Raw genomic sequence first — 17,384 nt, forward strand, 5'->3', positions numbered from 1 at the left:
GGCGGGCGGGCGGCCGTACAGCGACGAGGTGGGGCGTGCAGCCGTACAGCGGTGAGGCGCCCTGGCGGCCGTACAGCGGTGAGGCGGCCTGGCAGTAGTACAGCAGGGGGCGCGCGGGCAGCCGTACAACGGTGAGGCGGGCGGGCGGCCCTACAGCGACGAGGTGAGGCGGGCGGCCGTACAGCGGTGAGGCGCCCTGGCAGTCGTACAGCGGCGGGGTGGGGGGCAGGCAGCCGTACAGCGGAGCAGGGGCGAGCAGTCGTACGACGGTGGGGCGGGCGAGCAGTCGTACGACGGTGCTGCGGGGCGAGCAGTCGTAGAGCGGCGGCGCGCGGGCAGGGGCCGTTCGGGTGCCCGGCCCGGTGTGCCTCGCCGGTGTCGCCACCCGGGCTCCCGCGACCTCCCGCAGCCCCCCGCGGCCCCCCGCGCAACGCTCCGCCGCCCCTTCGTCAGACCCCCGTACGGGTCACCACAACGCGGCGTTCCCGGCGCGGGGACGGTGCAATGGACCCGTGACCGCGCCCCCGGACGACTGCCTCGCCCGCAATGACTGGATCTGTGGCGCGTACCTGACCACCCGCAAGCAGATCCTCCTCGACGCCGTCGTCCAGCACCTCCAGCTCACCGTGGCCGCCGTCCTCATCGGGCTCGCGCTCGCCCTCCCGCTCGCGGTGCTCGCGCGCCGCTGGCGCTGGGCGTCGGGGCCCGTGCTCGCCGTCACGACGATCCTCTACACGATCCCCTCCCTCGCGATGTTCTCGCTGCTCCTGCCCGTGTACGGGCTCTCCGCGAGCCTCGTCGTCGCCGGGCTCGTGCTGTACTCGCTGACCCTGCTGGTCCGCAACATCCTCGCCGGGCTGCGCGCCGTCCCCGAGGAGACCCGGCAGGCCGCCCGCGGCCTCGGCTACGGGCCCGTCCGGCTGCTGCTCACCGTCGAACTCCCGCTCGCCCTGCCCGCCGCCATGGCCGGACTGCGCATCGCCACCGTCTCCGCGGTCTCCCTGGTCACGGTCGGCGCGATCGTCGGATTCGGCGGCCTCGGCAACCTCATCTACGCCGGGATGAACACCTACTTCAAGGCGCAGGTGCTGACCGCGTCGGTGCTGTGCGTGGTCATCGCCGTCGTCGCCGACGTGCTGCTCCTCGGCGTGCAGCGGCTGCTCACCCCGTGGACGAGGGCGGCCCGCGGATGACGACCCTCACCGACGCCTGGCACTGGCTCACCGACCCCGCGAACTGGTCGGGCGACAACGGCATCGCGCACCGGCTCCTCCAGCACTTCGTCCTCACCGTCGTCTGCCTGGTCATCAGCTGCCTGATCGCGCTGCCCGTCGCGCTCGTCCTCGGCCACCTCGGCAAGGGCGGCGCCCTCGCGGTCAACCTCTCCAACATCGGCCGCGCGGTCCCCACCTTCGCCGTCCTGGTCCTCCTGCTGCTGACCCCGGTGGGGAGTTGGGGCGAGGGCCCGACCGTGGTCGCGCTGGTGCTGTTCGCCGTGCCGCCGCTGCTCACCAACGCCTACGTCGGCATGCGCGAGGTCGACCGGGACGTCGTCCAGGCCGCCCGGGGCATGGGCATGACCGGACGGCAGACGCTGCTGCGGGTGGAACTGCCCCTGGCCCTCCCGCTCATCATGAACGGCGTCCGGATCGCCGCCGTCCAACTCGTCGCGACGGCGACCATCGCCGCGCTGGCCGGCGGCGGCGGGCTCGGCCGGATCATCACGGCCGGGTTCAACCTCGCCAGCACCCCGCAGGTCGTGGCGGGCGCGGTGCTGGTCGCCGCGTTCGCCCTGGTCGTCGAGGCGGTCTTCGAGACGGTGGAGCGGCTCGCGCCGCGCTGGGCCAGGGCGGCGCGGTGAGACGGCTCCTCGCCGCCGCGGGCGCGCTGCTGCTCGCGGGCTGCTCCAGCGGCCCCTCGCTGGAAAGCCGCGGCGAGGTCACCGCCCCGCCCGGCGACAGCCACCACCTCGTCGTCGGCTCCGCCGGATTCACCGAGAGCGACCTGCTCGCCCAGATGTACGCCCAACTCCTCGACCACGCCGGGTACAAGACGTCCGTGCTGACCGTCGCCAACCGCGAACTGTACGAACCCGCCCTGGAATCTGGGCAGATCGACGTCGTCCCCGAATACGCGGCCACCTTCGCCGACTGGCTCAACGCCAAGGCCAACGGCGCCGACGCGCCCCCGGTCGGCTCGCCCGACCTCGCCACCACGATGACCGCCCTGCGTCGCCTGGCCACCCCGCGCGGCCTCACCGTCCTGCCGCCCGGCCGGGCCGTCGACCAGAACGCCTTCGCGGTGAGCGCCTCCTACGCCCGCCAACACCATCTCAAGACCCTGAGCGACCTCGGCCGCTCCGGGCTCGGGGTGCGGCTCGCCGCGGGTGACGAGTGCGTCCAACGGCCATACTGCGAGCCCGGGTTGAGGAAGACCTACGGCATCGACATCACCGCCGTCGACCCCAAGGGCGTCGGCACCACCCCGGCCAAACGGGCCGTCCAGAGCGGCCAGGACCAGATGGTCCTCACCACCACGACGGACGCCACCCTCTCCCAGTTCGGCCTGGTCATCCTCGCCGACGACAAGCACCTCCAGAACGCCGACTACGTCGTCCCCGTCGTCAACCGCTCCCGGGCCGGCGGCCCCGGCGCCACCAAGGCGCTCGGCAAGCTCAACGACGTCCTCACCACCGCCGACCTTGCCTCCCTCAACGAACAGGTCGACAGCTGGCGCCGACTGGCCCAGGACGTGGCCCGCACCTACCTGAAGGACAAGAAACTCATCGACTGAGCGGGGCCGTCAGGCGTCGGACACCGAGTCGAACGACACCTCGGTCCGCGGCACGCCCTGCGCGTCCGCGTCCACCGACCGGCGCAGCGCCTCGTGCAGCTTCGCCGGGGTCAGCACCCCCAGGAACCGGGCGTCGTCCAGCACCGCGACCCAACCGGCGTCGTGCTGGAGCATCACGCCGAACGCCTGCTTCAGCGGCGCCCCGACCGGCACCCACGCCTGCATCCGGTGCGCCAGGTCGCCGACCGTGCCGCCCGCGCCGAGGTCGTCGAGGCCGACCCAGCCGTGCAGATCGTCCCGTTCGTCCAGGACGACGGCCCAGCGCGCGCCCCCTGCCCGCAGCCTGCGGGCCGCGTCCGCGGCCGGCTCGGCGGGCCTGGCGACCGGCGGCTGCTCCAGGTCGTCCACCTCGATGTCCGTCACGGACAGCCGCTTCAGACCGCGGTCCGCGCCCACGAACCCGGCGACGTACGGCGTCGCCGGGGTGCCGAGCACCGCGCCCGGGGTGTCGAACTGCTCGATCCGGCCCTCCCCGTAGACGGCGATCCGGTCGCCGAGCCGGACGGCCTCCTCGATGTCGTGGGTGACCAGCAGCACCGTCTTGCGCACGGCGGCCTGCATCCGCAGGAACTCGTCCTGCAACTGCTCCCGCACCACCGGGTCCACCGCGCCGAACGGCTCGTCCATCAGCAGCACGGGCGGATCGGCGGCCAGCGCCCGCGCCACCCCCACCCGCTGCCGCTGGCCCCCCGACAGCTGGTCCGGGTAGCGCGGCCCGTACTGGTGGGGGTCGAGGCCCACCAGATCGAGCAGTTCGGCGGCGCGGGCACGGGCCTTGGCGCGCTTCCAGCCCAGCAGCGCGGGCACGGTCGCCGTGTTGTCCAGGACCGTGCGGTGCGGGAAGAGACCGACCTGCTGGATGACGTACCCGATGCGGCGGCGCAGCCGGACCGGGTCGACGGTGGCGATGTCCTCGCCGTCGACGAAGATCCGCCCCGAGGTGGGCTCGATGAGCCGGTTCACCATCATCATGGTGGTCGTCTTGCCGCAGCCGGACGGCCCGACGAGGGTGACCAGCTCGCCTTCGGCCACTTCGAGGCTCAGGTCGTCCACCGCCGTGGTGCCGTCCGGGTACCGCTTGGTGACCTGCTCGAACCGGATCATGCCTGTCACGCTAGTCGCGAGGCGGCCACCGCGCTCCTCAGCGGCCGTCGCCGCCCGGCGAATGGCTGACCCCGCCGACCAGCACCACCTCCAGGGTGCGCGGGCCGTGCACGCCCTCGACCCGGTCCAGCTCGATGTCGCTGGTCGCCGAAGGACCCGAGATCCAGGTCAACGGGCGGGTCGGGGTGAGCCGTTCGAGAGCCTGCGGCACCGACGCGACCACCTGGTCGGGCACCCGCACCACACACACATGGTGATCGGGGACCAGGGTGATCCGCCGTCTGCCCTGATCAGGGCCGCCGTCCAGGACGATCGTGCCGGTCTCCGCGACCGCCACGGCACAGCCCGTGACCACGCTGTCCACCCGGTCCAGCTCGTCCGGGGTGCTCGCGGCCAGGTCGGGCACCCGCTCGACGTCCGTCTCCGCGAGCCAGCCCGCGTCGAGACCGGGCGGCACCAGCACCGTCCGCGACCCTCGCTCGGCGAGCAACCTGCCGATGAGACAAGGGAGTTCGTCCGCCGTGCAGCGGTGCACGAGAGCCCGGTAGTCGGCCAGGTTCTCGGCCAGCAGCCCGACGGTCCGCTCCGCGTCGAGGTCGCCGTGCGCGCGGACGTAGCTCCGCTCGATCGCCCGCTCGTACGGGGAGTCGTCCGGCTCGACGTCCGCGAGGGCACGGCGCACCCGGCCCAGAATCCGCTCCCTGGCGCTCACTTGGCCTCCTCCCCGCCGTGGGTGCGCTGCCACCAGTCGCGGAACGGTTCCGCGGGCACCGCGGGCAGATCGCGGGTCGCGCTCCAGGCCCGGCCGGGACCGGGCAGGGTCCGCGGGTGCAGGCCGCGGGTACGGGAGGCGAGCCGCTGGCCCGCCCGCAGCGCCCCGGGCCGGGCGAACGCCCAGCGGGCCGCCCGCATCGCCGCCCGCTCGGCCGCGTGCCCCTTCGCGGGCCGCAGCACCACCCGGTTGCCGTCCCGCACGACCGGCCCGCCCTCCACCACCCGCTCCCGCAGCCGCACCAGCACCTCCGGGATGTCGATGGCCACCGGGCACACCTCGTAGCAGGCCCCGCACAGCGACGACGCGTACGGCAGCGAGGCGTCGATCTCGCTTGCCGTGCCCCGGAGTTGAGGGCTGAGGATGGCGCCGATCGGACCCGGGTAGACCGAGCCGTAGGCGTGCCCGCCGGCCCGCTCGTACACCGGGCAGACGTTGAGACAGGCCGAGCAGCGGATGCAGCGCAGCGCCTGCCGGCCGACCTCGTCGGCGAGGGTGTCGGTGCGGCCGTTGTCGAGCAGCACCAGATGGAAGGCGCGCGGGCCGTCCTCGTCGGTGGTGCCGGTCCACATGCTGGTGTACGGGTTCATCCGCTCGGCGGTCGAGGAGCGCGGCAGGGTCTGGAGGAACACCTCCAGGTCACGCCAGGTCGGCAGGATCTTCTCGATGCCGACGACCGAGATCAGCGTCTCGGGCAGGGTCAGGCACATCCGCCCGTTGCCCTCGGACTCGACGACCACCAGGGTGCCGGTCTCCGCGATCATGAAGTTGGCGCCCGACACCCCGACCTTGGCCCGCAGGAACTTCTCCCGCAGATGCACCCGGGCCGCCTCCGCCAGCTCGGCGGGCGTGTCGGTCAGGCCCTCGGGGGCCGGGCGGCCCCACTCGCTCATCTCCCGGCGGAAGATGTCCCGGATCTCACCGCGGTTGCGGTGGATCGCGGGCACCAGGATGTGCGACGGCCGGTCCTTGCCCAACTGCACGATCAGCTCGGCGAGATCGGTCTCGTAGGCGTGCACGCCCTCCGCTTCGAGGGCCTCGTTCAGACCGATCTCCTGCGTGGCCATCGACTTGACCTTGACGACCTCCGACTCACCGGTCTCCGCGACCAGCGCGGCCACGATCCGGTTGGCCTCCTCGGCGTCCGCCGCCCAGTGGACCGTACCGCCCGCCGCCGTGACCCGCTCCTCCAACTGCACGAGATAGCGGTCGAGATGACGGAGCGTATGGTCCTTGATCCGCTTGCCCGCCTCCCGCAGCTGATCCCAGTCCGACACCTCCGCGACGGCCTTCGCCCGCTTGGCCCGGATGGTGTGGGTGGCGTGCCGGAGGTTGCCGCGCAGGGTCTGGTCGCCCACGGCCGCGCGCGCCGCCTCCGGGAACGCCGGCATCCCCACGAACGTCCCGCTCATACCGCCGGTTCCTCCTCCGTGCTCGCCAGGATCTCCGCGATGTGCACCGGCCGCAGCTCCGTCTCGAGCCGGGCCATCGTGCCGCCGATGTGCATCAGACACGAGTTGTCGGCCGCGCACAGCACGTCCGCGCCCGTCGACTCGGCGTTGCGCACCTTGTCCGCGCCCATCGCCGCCGACACGTCGGGGTTCTTCAGCGCGAACGTGCCACCGAAGCCGCAGCACTCGTCGGCCCCGGGCAACTCCACCAGTTCGAGCCCCTTCACGGCGTCGAGCAGCCGCCGCGGCCGGTCGCCGAGCCCCAGGCTCCGCAACCCGTGACAGGTCGGGTGGTAGGTCACCTTGCGCGGGTAGTACGCGCCGACGTCCGTCACCCCGAGGACGTCCACCAGGAACTCCGTCAGCTCGTACGTCTTCGGCACCACCGGCGCCAGCGTCGCCGCCAGGGTGTCCCCGCGGCCCTCGGCGCGCGCCCGCTCACCCATCCGCGGGTACAGCTCCCGCACCATCGCCCCGCACGACCCGGACGGCGTCACGATCGCCTCGTACTCCCCGAAGACATCGGAGAAATGCCGGGCCAGCGGCTCCGCCTCATGCCGGTACCCGGTGTTGTAGTGGGCCTGCCCGCAGCAGGTCTGCGCCATCGGGAAATCCACCTCGACGCCCAGCCTGGTCAGCAGTTTCACCACCGCGCGCCCGGTGTCCGGATAGAGCGTGTCGTTGACGCAGGTCAGGAACAGGGCGACACGCATCGCGGCTCCTCGGGTTCGGTCATCGGATCAGTGCAGGGTAGTCGGGGGACGCGGGCCACGGGCAGATCCCGGTCACCCACCGGCGAGCCTGGCCCGCGCGGCCCGCCAGCGGACGGTGTCGCCGCGCGGCTCGTACCGGGTCAGCGGCTGGGTGCGCACCAGCAGCGCGCGCATCCCGGCGAGGTCGCCGACCAGCCCGTCCGCGCGGGCCTGCACCAGCACATTGCCCAGCGCGGACGCCTCCGTCGGGCCCGCCACCACCGGCAGCCCGCAGGCGTCGGCGGTCAGCTGGCAGAGCAGCGCGTTGCGGGTGCCGCCGCCCACCATGTGGACGACGTCCACCGGACGGTCGGCCAGCCGCTCGGCGTCCGCCACCGCCTCCCGGTGGGCCAGCGCGAGCGAGTCCAGGATGCAGCGGGTGATCTGCGCGGGCGACTCGGGCACCGGCTGCCCCGAGGCACGGCACGCCTCGGCGATCCGCTCCGGCATCCGGCCCGGCGCGAGGAACGCCGCGTCGCCCGCGTCCACCACCGAGCGCAGCGCAGGCACCTTCGCCGCGTCGAGCAGCAGCCCGCCGAGATCCGGGTCGCCCCAGGCCCGCACGGACTCCTGCAACAGCCACAGGCCCATGATGTTGCGCAGGTAGCGGACCGTGCCGTCGAGCCCCAGCTCGTTGGTGAAGTTGGCGGCCCTGCTCTCCTCGGTGAGCACCGGCTCGGTCAGTTCGAGACCGGCGAGCGACCAGGTGCCGGTGGAGATGTACGCGAACCGGTCGTCGGTCGCGGGCACGGCGGCCACCGCGGACGCCGTGTCGTGCGAACCCACCGTGGTCACCGGCACGGGACCGGTGAGGCCGGTCGCGTCGAGCACGTCGGGCGTCAGGAACCCGGCCGCCTCGCCCGGCCCGCGCAGCGGCGCGAACAGACCGAGGTCGATGCCCAGCCGGTCCGCCACCCCGTACGCCCAGTCCCGGGTGCGCGGATCGATCAGCTGGGTCGTCGACGCGTTGGTCAGCTCGGTGCCCTGCACACCGGTGAGCCAGTACGCCAGCAGATCAGGAATCAGCAACAGGCGCCTGGCATGCGCGAGTTGAGCGGTGGAGGCGGCGGCCGTCAACTGGTACAGGGTGTTGAACGGCGCGTACTGGAGCCCGGTAGCCGCGTACAGCTCGGCCGCGGGCAGGCTCGCCCACACCTTCTCCGCGACGCCCTCGGTGCGGGCGTCGCGGTAGTGCACCGGGTTGCCGAGGAGCGCCCCGTCGGCGTCCAGCAGGCCGTAGTCCACGGCCCAGCTGTCGATGCCGACCGAGTCGACCCGGCCCGCCGCCCGCAGCCCCTCCAGGACACCGTCGTACAGCGCGAGCACGTCCCAGCGCAGCCCCTCGGGCGTCCGCACCGGACGGTTCGGGAACCGGTGCGCCTCGGACAGCTCAAGGCTGTCCGGGTCGACGCGGCCGACCATGACGCGCCCGCTGGACGCGCCGAGGTCGACCGCCGCGTACGACCTCACCCGCGCGCTCATCGCAGGAAGGCGGCGGCGACGCCGGCGTCGACCGGGACGTGCAGCCCTGTGGTGTGCGTCAGATCGCCACCGGTCAGGGCGAAGACGGCGTTCGCCACGTGCTCGGGCAGCACCTCGCGCTTGAGGATGGTCCGCTGCGCGTAGAACTCGCCCAGCTTCTCCTCCGGCACCCCGTAGACGGCGGCGCGCTTGGCGCCCCAGCCGCCCGCGAAGATCCCGGAGCCGCGCACCACACCGTCCGGGTTGACCCCGTTGACCCGGATGCCGTGCTCACCCAACTCGGCCGCGAGCAGCCGTACTTGATGAGCCTGGTCGGCCTTGGTCGCGGAGTAGGCGATGTTGTTCGGACCGGCGAACACCGCGTTCTTCGACGCGATGTAGACGATGTCACCGCCGAGTCCCTGCGCGATCATCACCCGGGCCGCCTCCCGGGAGACCAGGAACGAACCGCGCGCCATGATGTCGTGCTGGAGGTCCCAGTCCCTGGCCGAAGTCTCCAGCAGCGGCTTCGAGATGGAGATACCGGCGTTGTTGACCACCAGGTCGACCCCGCCGAACGCCAGCGCCGCCGCCGCGAACGCCCCGGCGATCTGCTCCTCCGAGGTGACGTCGACCGGCACCGCGACAGCCTTGTCCGCACCGCCCAACTCGGCGGCCACGGCAGCCGCGTTGTCCGCGTCGAGGTCCGCGATCACCACACACGCGCCCTCGTCGACCAGCCGTCGCGCGATGGCCTTGCCGATCCCGCTGCCCGCGCCGGTCACCAGCGCCACCCGGGTCGCCAGCGGCTTGGGCTTCGGCATCCGCTGGAGCTTGGCCTCCTCCAACGCCCAGTACTCGATACGGAACTTCTCCGACTCCTCGATCGGCGCGTACCGCGACACCGCTTCGGCGCCCCGCATCACGTTGATCGCGTTGACGTAGAACTCGCCCGCCACCCGCGCGGTCTGCTTGTCCTTGCCGAACGAGAACATGCCGACGCCGGGCACCAGCACGATCGCCGGGTCGGCGCCGCGCATCGCGGGGGAGTCGGGCAGCGCGTGCCGCGCGTAGTACGCCGCGTACTCCTCGCGGTAGGCGGTGTGCAGCTCCTTGAGCCGGGCGATCACCTCGTCGAGGGGCGCGCTCGGCGGCAGGTCGAGGACCAGCGGACGCACCTTGGTGCGCAGGAAGTGGTCGGGGCAGGAGGTGCCCAGCGCGGCGAGCCTCGGGTGCTCGGCGCGCGCCGTGAAGTCGAGGACGACATCGCTGTCGGTGAAGTGCCCCACCTGCGGCCGGTCCTGGGAGGCGACGGCCCGCACATGGGGTGCCAGCGCCGCGGCCCGCTCCCGCCGCTCGGCCTCCGGCAGCGCCGCGTACCCGTCGAGCACCGGCCCGAACGGCTCGGCCCTGCCGCGCTCGACGAGGAACGCCTCGGCGGTGCGGATGATGTGCAGCGAGTTGCGCTCGCACTCCTCGGAGGTGTCACCCCAGGCGGTGATGCCGTGACCACCGAGCACACAGCCGATCGCCCGCGGGTTGTCCCTCTTCACCGCCGCGATGTCCAGGCCGAGTTGGAAGCCGGGGCGGCGCCACGGCACCCACACCACGGTGTCCCCGAAACACTCGGCGGTGAGCTTCTCGCCGTCGGCGGCGCAGGCCAGCGCGATGCCCGAGTCCGGGTGCAGATGGTCGACATGGGCGGCGTCGACCAGGCCGTGCATCGCCGTGTCGATGGAGGGGGCCGCGCCGCCCTTGCCGTGCAGGCAGTAGTCGAACGCGGCGACCATCTCGTCCTCGCGCTCCACCCCCGGGTACACGGCCTCCAGACCGCGCAGCCGGTCGATCCGCAGCGCGGCGAGCCCGGCCTCGGTGAGCGTGCCGAGGTCGCCGCCCGACCCCTTCACCCACATCAGTTCGACGTCGTCGCCGGTGGCGGGGTCGGTGCCGGCGCCCTTCGCGGAGGTGTTCCCGCCCGCGTAGTTGGTGTTGCGGGGATCTGCGCCGAGCCGGTGGGAGCGCGCCAGGAGGGCGGCGGCTTCGGGGTGGGGTGCCATGGTCGGTCTCTTCCTTGCGTCGACGGAACGGTGCGGGTGGGCGGCGCTGCGGGGAGTCAGGCTCCCCAGCCGGCCTGGGTGCCGCCGACCCGGGCGGCGGCGATGTGCTCCTGCCAGCCGGAACGGCGGTAGGCGGCGATCGGATCGGGTGCGAGCCCCATCCCTTCGCGGACTTCGGCGAGGAGCGGCCGGACGTCGGTGTTGTAGGCGTCCATGAGGACGGCGTTGGCGTCCAGCACGTCACCGGAGCGCTGGGCGGCGGCCAGGGCGTCCCGGTCGACCAACAGGGCCTTCGCGGTGGCTTCTTGGACGTTCATCACGGAGCGGATGATCGCGGGGATCTTGGCTTCGATGTTGTGGCACTGGTCGAGCATGAAGGCGATGTCGGGTGTGAGGCCGCCGCCGCGGACGACTTCGTACATGATGCGGAAGAGCTGGAAGGGGTCGGCGGCGCCGGCCATGAGGTCGTCGTCGGCGTAGAAGCGGGAGTTGAAGTCGAAGGCGCCGAGTTTTCCCTCGCGGAGCAGGGTGGCGACGATGAACTCGATGTTGGTGCCGGGCGCGTGGTGTCCGGTGTCGACCACCACCTGGGCCTTGTCGCCCAGTTTGAGGCAGTGGGCGTAGGCGGTGCCCCAGTCGGGGACGTCGGTCGAGTAGAAGGCGGGCTCGAAGAGTTTGTATTCGAGCAGCAGCCGCTGATCGCGGCCGAGCCGGTCGTAGACGGTGGACAGGGCCTCGGCGAGACGGTCCTGACGTTCGCGGATGTCGTCCTGGCCGGGGTAGTTGGTGCCGTCCGAGAACCACAGCTTCAGGTCCCGCGACCCGATGGCGTCCATGACGTCGACGCAGCCGAAGAGATGGTCGAGCGCCTTGCGGCGGACCGCGGCCTCGGGGTGGGTGACGCTGCCGAGCATGAAGGCGTCGTCCTGGAAGACGTTCGCGTTGACCGTGCCGAGCGCGATGCCGTGCTCCTCGGCGTACTTCGCGAGCGCCGCGTAGTCGTCGACCGTGTCCCAGGGGATGTGCAGCGCGACGCTCGGGGCGACGCCGGTGAACTCGTGGACCTTCGCCGCGTCCGCGATCTTCTCCCAGGGGTCGCGGGGCACGCCGGGCTGCGCGAACACCTTGAAGCGCGTGCCGGAGTTGCCGTAGCCCCAGGACGGGGTCTCGATCCGCTGGGTCGAGAGGGCCGTGCGCACGGCCGTCTGCACGGTCGCGTGCGCGGTGGACGGGTCGGTCATGACCACCCCTGAATATCGCAGGCCACGACGGGACCGCGGGGCGGACGCCGTGCCGGGGAACGGTGTGTGAGCTGGGTCGTGGTGTCGGTGCCGTGGTGCTTTCCGACGTGGGTTGAATCGTTTCAGAGAAGCTATCCGGGTGGGCGGAGTGAGTCAAGGCTGTCGGCGCGATCTGGCTGGGGCGATCATGAAGTTGGGGTGGTGGGTGGCCGGGGGTGGGGGTGAATTGGTTCGTGACCTGTTGGCGGTTGGGTGCTTGGCTTGGGCGAGGGGTGTGAATCGTTTCATGGATGTTTCATCCGGTATGGCAGTGCAGTTGGAGGGCGCCGCGCAGACCGCCTGCGCCCTCGCGCTGTGCTTCGACGGGCTGCCGAACGAGCGCCAACGGCGCCAATTTGGGGCCTGGTTGGGGCGGATCGTGCGTGCGGTGGGGTACCGGATCGCTATTGGGTTCATGGGGACGCCTCTGATCAGGTGATCTGCTGATCGGCGATGCGCTCTGCGGGGGCGGCGTCTAGCGGATGCGTCAAGGAAATCAGACTGCCTTCGGATGGCATGGCCGGGCAGCATGGCGGGATGCCGGATCTGCTGTGGGACGACGTCAAGGAGTTCTTCGACCCTGACCTGGTGGGGTCGCTGCCGGATGTGCGCGTCGCGGACACCTCGGTCGAGAACTGGCAGGTGGTGCTCGATCTGGTGCGGTCGCAGGGGTGGTCGTGCGAGTACTCCGAGGACGGTGCCGCGGTTCGGCTGCCGCGAGCTGCGGACATGCTGGCCCGCGGCGAGAGCGTCGACGCGCTGCTGCGGGTCCGGCCCGCCCCTGGATTCCTGGTGATCTTCCGAGCGTATGAGGCCGGCTCGATCGACTTCGATGTTGATCTGCGGGAGCTGCGGGACCAGGACGGCGTCAATCTGCTGTGCCGTCTGCTGCGGGCGATCGGGCGTCGGCTCGGCAAGCCGGTCACGTTGACTCCGGAGTCTGACCCGTTCCACCCGGTTCTGGGGTTCGATCCTGCGGCCGACTGCGTGGTGCTGCTTGCGGATTCGCATGTCAGCCACAGGGGGAACAGTCATGCCGGACCGGAGGCCGGGAGCCTGATTGCTAGGCCACGAAGAAGGTAACGGGGGCGGTGAGCTGCGGCTCGTGTACCGGATCGAATGCTCGTCGAGGAACGCTGCCCGCCTGGCTCGGTCCGGTGACCATGGGGGCGGCGACGGTGCGGGAGCGCTGGCGCTCGATGTTGCCGGGACGAGACCGTCAACCCGGGGGAGATGGCATCGTTCGACCACTACGCGCTCGGCGGCGGACGCCGACTGGCTGCACCGCACGCTCGCGCACCTGGCCGCCGTGGAGCCCGGCTGACGCCGACTACGGATCGCGCCCGTCCCCGACGGTGGCCGCACCTCCAAGAAGACGCCCACGAGACACCGTACGGCCGGGCGGAGGCGGGTGACGCGTCGAGGGCGACACCCTCGCGAGTGGACGTCCGCGTCCCGCCGAAGGCGACGGTGGAGGTGCAACTCCCGAGCGACAGCGAGCCGTTCGGTAGCGACGCGGGCACCCTCACGTTCCACCGCCCGCACTCCACTCCGCCCTCGCCGCCGACGGAGATCCGTCACCCGTCTGTCCTCAAGGGGGCGGAGGTGCCGTCCCGCTTCGGTACTTGTCGGCAGGCGTCGGCCGATGGGCCGTGCCAGGGCAGGCCGATCTACGAGGGAGGAGCGTTGGCCCGGCACCTCGATGACCGCGCCCCTGCGATATCCGGGTGAGCCCGTCGCCGCGTTGACCTACTGTGGCGCGGTGACTACTCAGGTGATCGTCCTCAACGGGGCATCCAGCTCGGGGAAGTCCGGGATTGTACGGTGCCTCCAGGCCGAACTGGCCGACCCTTGGCTCGCCTTCGGCGTCGACTCGCTCATCGAGGCGATGCCCGCCCGGATGCGGGCGTCGGAGACGGGTCTGGAGATCACCGCGGACGGCGCGGTGAGCGTCGGGGCGGCGTTCCGGGCGCTGGACGCGGCCTGGGCGGAAGGTATCGCGGCCATGGCCCGCGCAGGCGCCCGGATCGTCATCGACGACGTCTTCCTCGGCGGAGCCGCCTCTCGACAGCGATGGGAGAAGGCGCTTGACGGGCTGAACGTGCTGTGGGTCGGCGTCCGGTGCGACACCGCCGTCGCCGAGGGCCGGGAGATCGCGCGCGGTGACCGGCCAGTGGGGATGGCCGCTCTCCAGGCGGACGTGGTGCACGAGGGCGTGATCTACGACGTGGAGGTGGACACCACCCACACCGAGTCCCTGGAGTGCGCGCGCACGATCGCGGCCCACGTCGTGGGTGACGTCACGGTGCCTGGGGCCGTCGGCTGACGGGGCGCGCGGTCGTGGCTCGGACGCTTCGAGGGAAGCGTGTGTGCACAGGCCCCTTTCTCGTCTGGCTGGAGGCAGGTGGCGATTGGCGCCGAGTGATGCTCCGGGCTGCCGTTTCCTCATGGCCGGCCGTCTCGGCTGTGCAGATGTTCTCAGCTGCAAGTCCTGTTGAGCCTCCGAGGTCGCGTCGATGATCGGGGTCGTCCTTCGCCCGCACGCTCGACTGCACGCTGATGCCGGGGCTGAGGCTCTGGTCCAGTTGGTGCGGTCGGCTTACCGGCGCTGATGTCAGTGGCCTGTGCTGAGGTGGCTGGGCTCTATCGGTCGCCTGGTGGGAGATCTGTCAGATGTCTGTGTATCCGTCGCTGACCCGTCGGCTGGCGGAAGCCGTTGGCCGACGTTCTCTGGTTCACTGAAGGACCGATCTCTATTCGTAGAGCAGGAACCGCTGGCGAAGGACCTAAAGACCGTGTCCTATGTGGTGAGGCGGGCCAGGCGCTTGGAGCAGTGCAAGGCGGCTGTGAATTCGAAAAGAGCCAGGTGGTTGCGGGGATCGCGCTCGCGGCGAGGGCTTTGGCGTCGGTAGCCGGACAGTCAGGAAACCGTCCGCTCGATGCCCCAGCGCTGACCGCGCCCCGCATGAAGCGCTCGTCACCGCCGCTGTCGAGCGGAGAAACCCAGACGCTGAGAAAGTCAGACCTCGCCCTGCAAGAGGCTGGATCGCGGCCCAGACCTGGCTGTCTCTTTCGAGTCAAAGAGATCCACTTTGGCCGTAGAGGAGTACACGTCTGCCATCCTTTACGCGAGGTAACCTTGTGGCTACACAGGGCTACTCGGTTGGAGGGCTCCCGCCCTCCTTCCTTCCGCAAGGTCGCGGTAACGGCAGGGAGTGGCTCTGATGGTGAAGAAGGCTGTTCGCAGGCTCGGTGTCCTTAGCCTGGGGCTCGGAACGTTTGCTGGTGCGGCGCTGATCGGCGCCCCCGCCTCCAACGCCGGGGAGACGTGTCACCCCGGATGGTTCTGTCTCTACGAGAAGGCCAATTTCGAGGGGAAGCTCCAGACGGTCAGCAACCCGGCGGAAGGCACCTGCGTCTCGACGAACATGACGCAGGAAGACGGAACCGTCCGCCCCGCCAGATCCTTCTACAACGGGGCGAGCATGTCGCAGGTGTACTTCCCGAATGGCGACTGCTCCGGAAAGTCCTTCACGTTCTCCATCGATGCGGGAGCCAATCTCCCTGACGCAGCCAGGTCGTTCCGGCTTTTCACCTGCGAGAGCGGGAAGGTCTGCTTCTGGGAGGGTGACAGCTTCAACGGAACAAAGGCCACCCTGGAGTGGAGCAACGTCTGCACCGGCATCGGCTTCGGCGCCAACTCCGCATGGAACGTGAGCAGTATGGGCGTCACCACCTACGCGGGCTCCTACTGCCTCGGCGCGAACGCCGTGTCCGACCTCCCGGCCAACACTCAGCCTTACTCCCTGCCCCGGTCGGTCAACCGCTTCAAGGTCATGTAGTTCCGCAGGGCAGAACCGCTCCGGTCGCGCAGGTGCACGCACGCTCCGGCCGCCAGAGTCGGCGAGGAGGCGGGCGGCCGCGTGCAGGATGTGTCACCAGCATCCTGCACGCATCCGCGCCGGAAGCCAGAGTCGTGTCATCAGCCGTCGTGTACCTCCTCTCGAAGGACACGGGCCGTGGGCAGGCCGACTTGAACGGTCAAGACACGGCGAGGCCAGTCCGGCCGGGTGCATCGGACACTCCCGCTCGTCACCCGGTTCCGCGTCCCACCGTCCCGCGGCGGACACCTCACCCCTTCAAGCCCGCGCTGGTCAGCCAGATGTGTTCGCAGGTCTCCGATGCCTCTTGGAGTTTCTCGCGGGATTCCTGGGAGGCGTGGTAGAAGGTCCGCTCGATCATCCAGCACAGGGCGCGTGCCATCGCCGACGCCTGGTGCGGTGCGGTGCCGGCCTGGATGCCCGCGCGTTCCAGGACGGTGGTGATGGCCGCGATGAACAGGTCAGCCGTGTGGTTCCACAGCTCGCCGATCTCCGGCACGGTCAACGACAGGTCGATCGCCGTGCGCATGACCAGGCCGTGCTCGTTCCACAGCTCGACCGTGCGCCGCAGAGCCGCCGAGATGGCCTGACGCGGCTCGTCCGTCTCCGCGGTGACCCGGGACCGTTCCCACAGCTGCTCGACGGTCCTGGCCACGAGCGCCGTGACCACTTCCTGCTTGGAGCCGAAGTAGAAGTACAGGGCGCCGCGCGTGATACCGGCGCCCTGGGCCACGTCGCCGACAGTCATGGCGTCGTAGCCCTTGTGCGCCAGCAGCTCCTCGCAGGTGTCGAGGATGGCCCGCTCCCGGACATCCCCCTTGCGCTCGGCGGTGCGACGGCCGCGCGCGGAATGGTGGGCGGGCATCAGAGCTGAGCGCCCTCGGCGAAGTCGGTCGTGCGGGACAGCGCCTCCCACGCGCGGATGTCCTCGTCCACGGCTGTGCGCGCGGCGGTGACCAGTCGCAGCGCGTCCGAGCCGAGCACGAGGTGGGCCGGCGGCTGCTCGACCGACGTGATGTGCACCAGGGCGTCCCCGGCCTTGGCGGGATCGCCCAGCTGGTTGCCGCTGGCCTTCTGCCGGGCCTCTCGGATGGGGGTGAACAGCTCGTCGTAGTCGTCGATGGTCCGCGCGGCGCGTGTCATGGACCGCCCGGCCCAGTCGGTGCGGAAGGAGCCGGGCTCGATCGCCGTCACATGGATTCCGAACTGCGCGACTTCCTTGCCCAGCGCCTCCAGGATTCCCTCCAGGGCGAACTTGCTGCCGCAGTACGCGGACATGCCGGGCACGGCCATGAGTCCGCCCATGGAGGTGACGGCCATCAGGTGTCCGCGGCGGCGCCGGCGCATGTGAGGCAGCGCGGCCCGCAGGGTGGCCACCGCCCCGAACACGTTCACCTCGAACTGCCGGCGCACCTCGGACAGCGGGGTTTCCTCGAAGGTTCCCTCCACGCCGTAGCCGGCGTTGGCGACGACGACGTCCAGCGGGCCGACGCTCCGCTCGACCTCGGCGACCGTGTCGGCGACGGCGTCATCGTCCGTCACGTCCAGGATGCGGCCGTGAGCGTGTCCCGGCCGCAGTTCTTCGAAGGCCCGCAGATCCTTCTCGGAGCGGACGGTGCCGACGACGGTGTTCCCGGCGGCCAGGGCGGCTTCGGCGAAAGCGCGCCCCAGGCCCGTGCTGACGCCGGTGATGAGCCAGTTCCGCTTCTCCATCGTTCCTCCAGAGAGGTTTCGCGAGGAGCCGGATCGACCTCCTCCCAACAAAGTCTACAC

At 71.1% G+C, this 17,384-nt stretch carries 15 protein-coding genes; 6 read left to right on the forward strand and 9 right to left on the reverse strand.

What is annotated here, in order from left to right:
- Positions 1-512 precede the first annotated feature (512 nt).
- The 3 genes from DDJ31_RS35335 to DDJ31_RS35345 are packed head-to-tail and all read left to right on the forward strand — an operon-like array spanning position 513 to position 2,793.
- The gene (locus DDJ31_RS35335; protein WP_127176343.1) at positions 513-1,193 is read left to right on the forward strand and encodes an ABC transporter permease; all 681 of its coding nucleotides are present in this window, start codon (positions 513-515) and stop codon (positions 1,191-1,193) included.
- Positions 1,190-1,861 carry an ABC transporter permease gene (locus DDJ31_RS35340; protein WP_127176342.1) on the forward strand — a complete coding sequence of 224 codons (672 nt, stop codon included), beginning with the start codon at positions 1,190-1,192 and terminating at the stop codon, positions 1,859-1,861. The genes DDJ31_RS35335 and DDJ31_RS35340 overlap by 4 nt, the downstream gene beginning before the upstream one ends.
- A complete protein-coding gene (locus tag DDJ31_RS35345) occupies positions 1,858-2,793 on the forward strand; it encodes an ABC transporter substrate-binding protein (RefSeq protein WP_127176341.1) in 936 nt (311 codons plus the stop codon). The genes DDJ31_RS35340 and DDJ31_RS35345 overlap by 4 nt, the downstream gene beginning before the upstream one ends.
- 9 nt (positions 2,794-2,802) lie before the next feature.
- On the opposite strand, the gene DDJ31_RS35350 is transcribed toward DDJ31_RS35345, so the two are convergent.
- The 7 genes from DDJ31_RS35350 to rhaI form a co-directional block, all read right to left on the reverse strand.
- Positions 2,803-3,957 (reverse strand): ABC transporter ATP-binding protein, encoded by a 1,155-nt coding sequence (locus DDJ31_RS35350; protein ID WP_127176340.1) that lies wholly within the window; start codon positions 3,955-3,957, stop codon positions 2,803-2,805.
- Positions 3,958-3,994: 37 nt separating this feature from the next.
- Complete coding sequence (locus tag DDJ31_RS35355; RefSeq protein ID WP_127176339.1) at positions 3,995-4,669, reverse strand: LutC/YkgG family protein; 675 nt, start codon at positions 4,667-4,669, stop codon at positions 3,995-3,997.
- Complete coding sequence (locus DDJ31_RS35360) at positions 4,666-6,141, reverse strand: LutB/LldF family L-lactate oxidation iron-sulfur protein (RefSeq protein ID WP_127176338.1); 1,476 nt, start codon at positions 6,139-6,141, stop codon at positions 4,666-4,668. The genes DDJ31_RS35355 and DDJ31_RS35360 overlap by 4 nt, the downstream gene beginning before the upstream one ends.
- Complete coding sequence (locus DDJ31_RS35365) at positions 6,138-6,893, reverse strand: (Fe-S)-binding protein (protein WP_127176337.1); 756 nt, start codon at positions 6,891-6,893, stop codon at positions 6,138-6,140. Before DDJ31_RS35365 ends, DDJ31_RS35360 begins: the two co-directional genes overlap by 4 nt.
- A gap of 72 nt (positions 6,894-6,965) precedes the next feature.
- Positions 6,966-8,414, reverse strand: coding sequence for a rhamnulokinase (locus DDJ31_RS35370; protein ID WP_127176336.1), 1,449 nt, complete (start codon positions 8,412-8,414; stop codon positions 6,966-6,968).
- The gene (locus DDJ31_RS35375; protein WP_127176335.1) at positions 8,411-10,450 is read right to left on the reverse strand and encodes a bifunctional aldolase/short-chain dehydrogenase; all 2,040 of its coding nucleotides are present in this window, start codon (positions 10,448-10,450) and stop codon (positions 8,411-8,413) included. Before DDJ31_RS35375 ends, DDJ31_RS35370 begins: the two co-directional genes overlap by 4 nt.
- A gap of 56 nt (positions 10,451-10,506) precedes the next feature.
- Positions 10,507-11,691, reverse strand: coding sequence for an L-rhamnose isomerase (gene rhaI / locus DDJ31_RS35380; protein ID WP_127176334.1), 1,185 nt, complete (start codon positions 11,689-11,691; stop codon positions 10,507-10,509).
- 576 nt (positions 11,692-12,267) lie between these two features.
- On the opposite strand from rhaI, the gene DDJ31_RS35385 reads away from it, so the two are divergent.
- From DDJ31_RS35385 to DDJ31_RS35395, 3 genes are all read left to right on the forward strand, one after another.
- Positions 12,268-12,813 carry a hypothetical protein gene (locus tag DDJ31_RS35385; protein WP_240677967.1) on the forward strand — a complete coding sequence of 182 codons (546 nt, stop codon included), beginning with the start codon at positions 12,268-12,270 and terminating at the stop codon, positions 12,811-12,813.
- A gap of 679 nt (positions 12,814-13,492) precedes the next feature.
- Positions 13,493-14,056 carry a chloramphenicol phosphotransferase CPT gene (gene cpt / locus DDJ31_RS35390; RefSeq protein WP_127176333.1) on the forward strand — a complete coding sequence of 188 codons (564 nt, stop codon included), beginning with the start codon at positions 13,493-13,495 and terminating at the stop codon, positions 14,054-14,056.
- A gap of 898 nt (positions 14,057-14,954) precedes the next feature.
- Positions 14,955-15,572 (forward strand): peptidase inhibitor family I36 protein, encoded by a 618-nt coding sequence (locus tag DDJ31_RS35395; RefSeq protein WP_127176332.1) that lies wholly within the window; start codon positions 14,955-14,957, stop codon positions 15,570-15,572.
- A 289-nt stretch (positions 15,573-15,861) separates the two neighbouring features.
- Here DDJ31_RS35395 and DDJ31_RS35400 read toward each other — a convergent pair whose 3' ends face one another.
- Both DDJ31_RS35400 and DDJ31_RS35405 read right to left on the reverse strand, forming a co-directional pair.
- A complete protein-coding gene (locus DDJ31_RS35400; protein WP_127176331.1) occupies positions 15,862-16,476 on the reverse strand; it encodes a TetR/AcrR family transcriptional regulator in 615 nt (204 codons plus the stop codon).
- Complete coding sequence (locus tag DDJ31_RS35405) at positions 16,476-17,324, reverse strand: oxidoreductase (protein ID WP_127176330.1); 849 nt, start codon at positions 17,322-17,324, stop codon at positions 16,476-16,478. The genes DDJ31_RS35400 and DDJ31_RS35405 overlap by 1 nt, the downstream gene beginning before the upstream one ends.
- Positions 17,325-17,384: the final 60 nt, after the last annotated feature.

It is taken from the genome of Streptomyces griseoviridis (assembly GCF_005222485.1).
Lineage (GTDB): Bacteria > Actinomycetota > Actinomycetes > Streptomycetales > Streptomycetaceae > Streptomyces > Streptomyces hintoniae.

What these genes read in the sequence shown, in the direction of transcription:
- DDJ31_RS35395 (WP_127176332.1), top strand. Translation starts at nt 14,955, where the DNA reads ATGGTGAAGAAGGCTGTTCGCAGGCTCGGTGTCCTTAGCCTGGGGCTC.
- DDJ31_RS35340 (WP_127176342.1), top strand. Translation starts at nt 1,190, where the DNA reads ATGACGACCCTCACCGACGCCTGGCACTGGCTCACCGACCCCGCGAAC.
- DDJ31_RS35385 (WP_240677967.1), top strand. Translation starts at nt 12,268, where the DNA reads ATGCCGGATCTGCTGTGGGACGACGTCAAGGAGTTCTTCGACCCTGAC.
- DDJ31_RS35365 (WP_127176337.1), bottom strand. Translation starts at nt 6,893, where the DNA reads ATGCGTGTCGCCCTGTTCCTGACCTGCGTCAACGACACGCTCTATCCG.
- DDJ31_RS35405 (WP_127176330.1), bottom strand. Translation starts at nt 17,324, where the DNA reads ATGGAGAAGCGGAACTGGCTCATCACCGGCGTCAGCACGGGCCTGGGG.
- DDJ31_RS35400 (WP_127176331.1), bottom strand. Translation starts at nt 16,476, where the DNA reads ATGCCCGCCCACCATTCCGCGCGCGGCCGTCGCACCGCCGAGCGCAAG.
- DDJ31_RS35350 (WP_127176340.1), bottom strand. Translation starts at nt 3,957, where the DNA reads ATGATCCGGTTCGAGCAGGTCACCAAGCGGTACCCGGACGGCACCACG.
- DDJ31_RS35360 (WP_127176338.1), bottom strand. Translation starts at nt 6,141, where the DNA reads ATGAGCGGGACGTTCGTGGGGATGCCGGCGTTCCCGGAGGCGGCGCGC.
- rhaI (WP_127176334.1), bottom strand. Translation starts at nt 11,691, where the DNA reads ATGACCGACCCGTCCACCGCGCACGCGACCGTGCAGACGGCCGTGCGC.
- DDJ31_RS35370 (WP_127176336.1), bottom strand. Translation starts at nt 8,414, where the DNA reads ATGAGCGCGCGGGTGAGGTCGTACGCGGCGGTCGACCTCGGCGCGTCC.
- DDJ31_RS35375 (WP_127176335.1), bottom strand. Translation starts at nt 10,450, where the DNA reads ATGGCACCCCACCCCGAAGCCGCCGCCCTCCTGGCGCGCTCCCACCGG.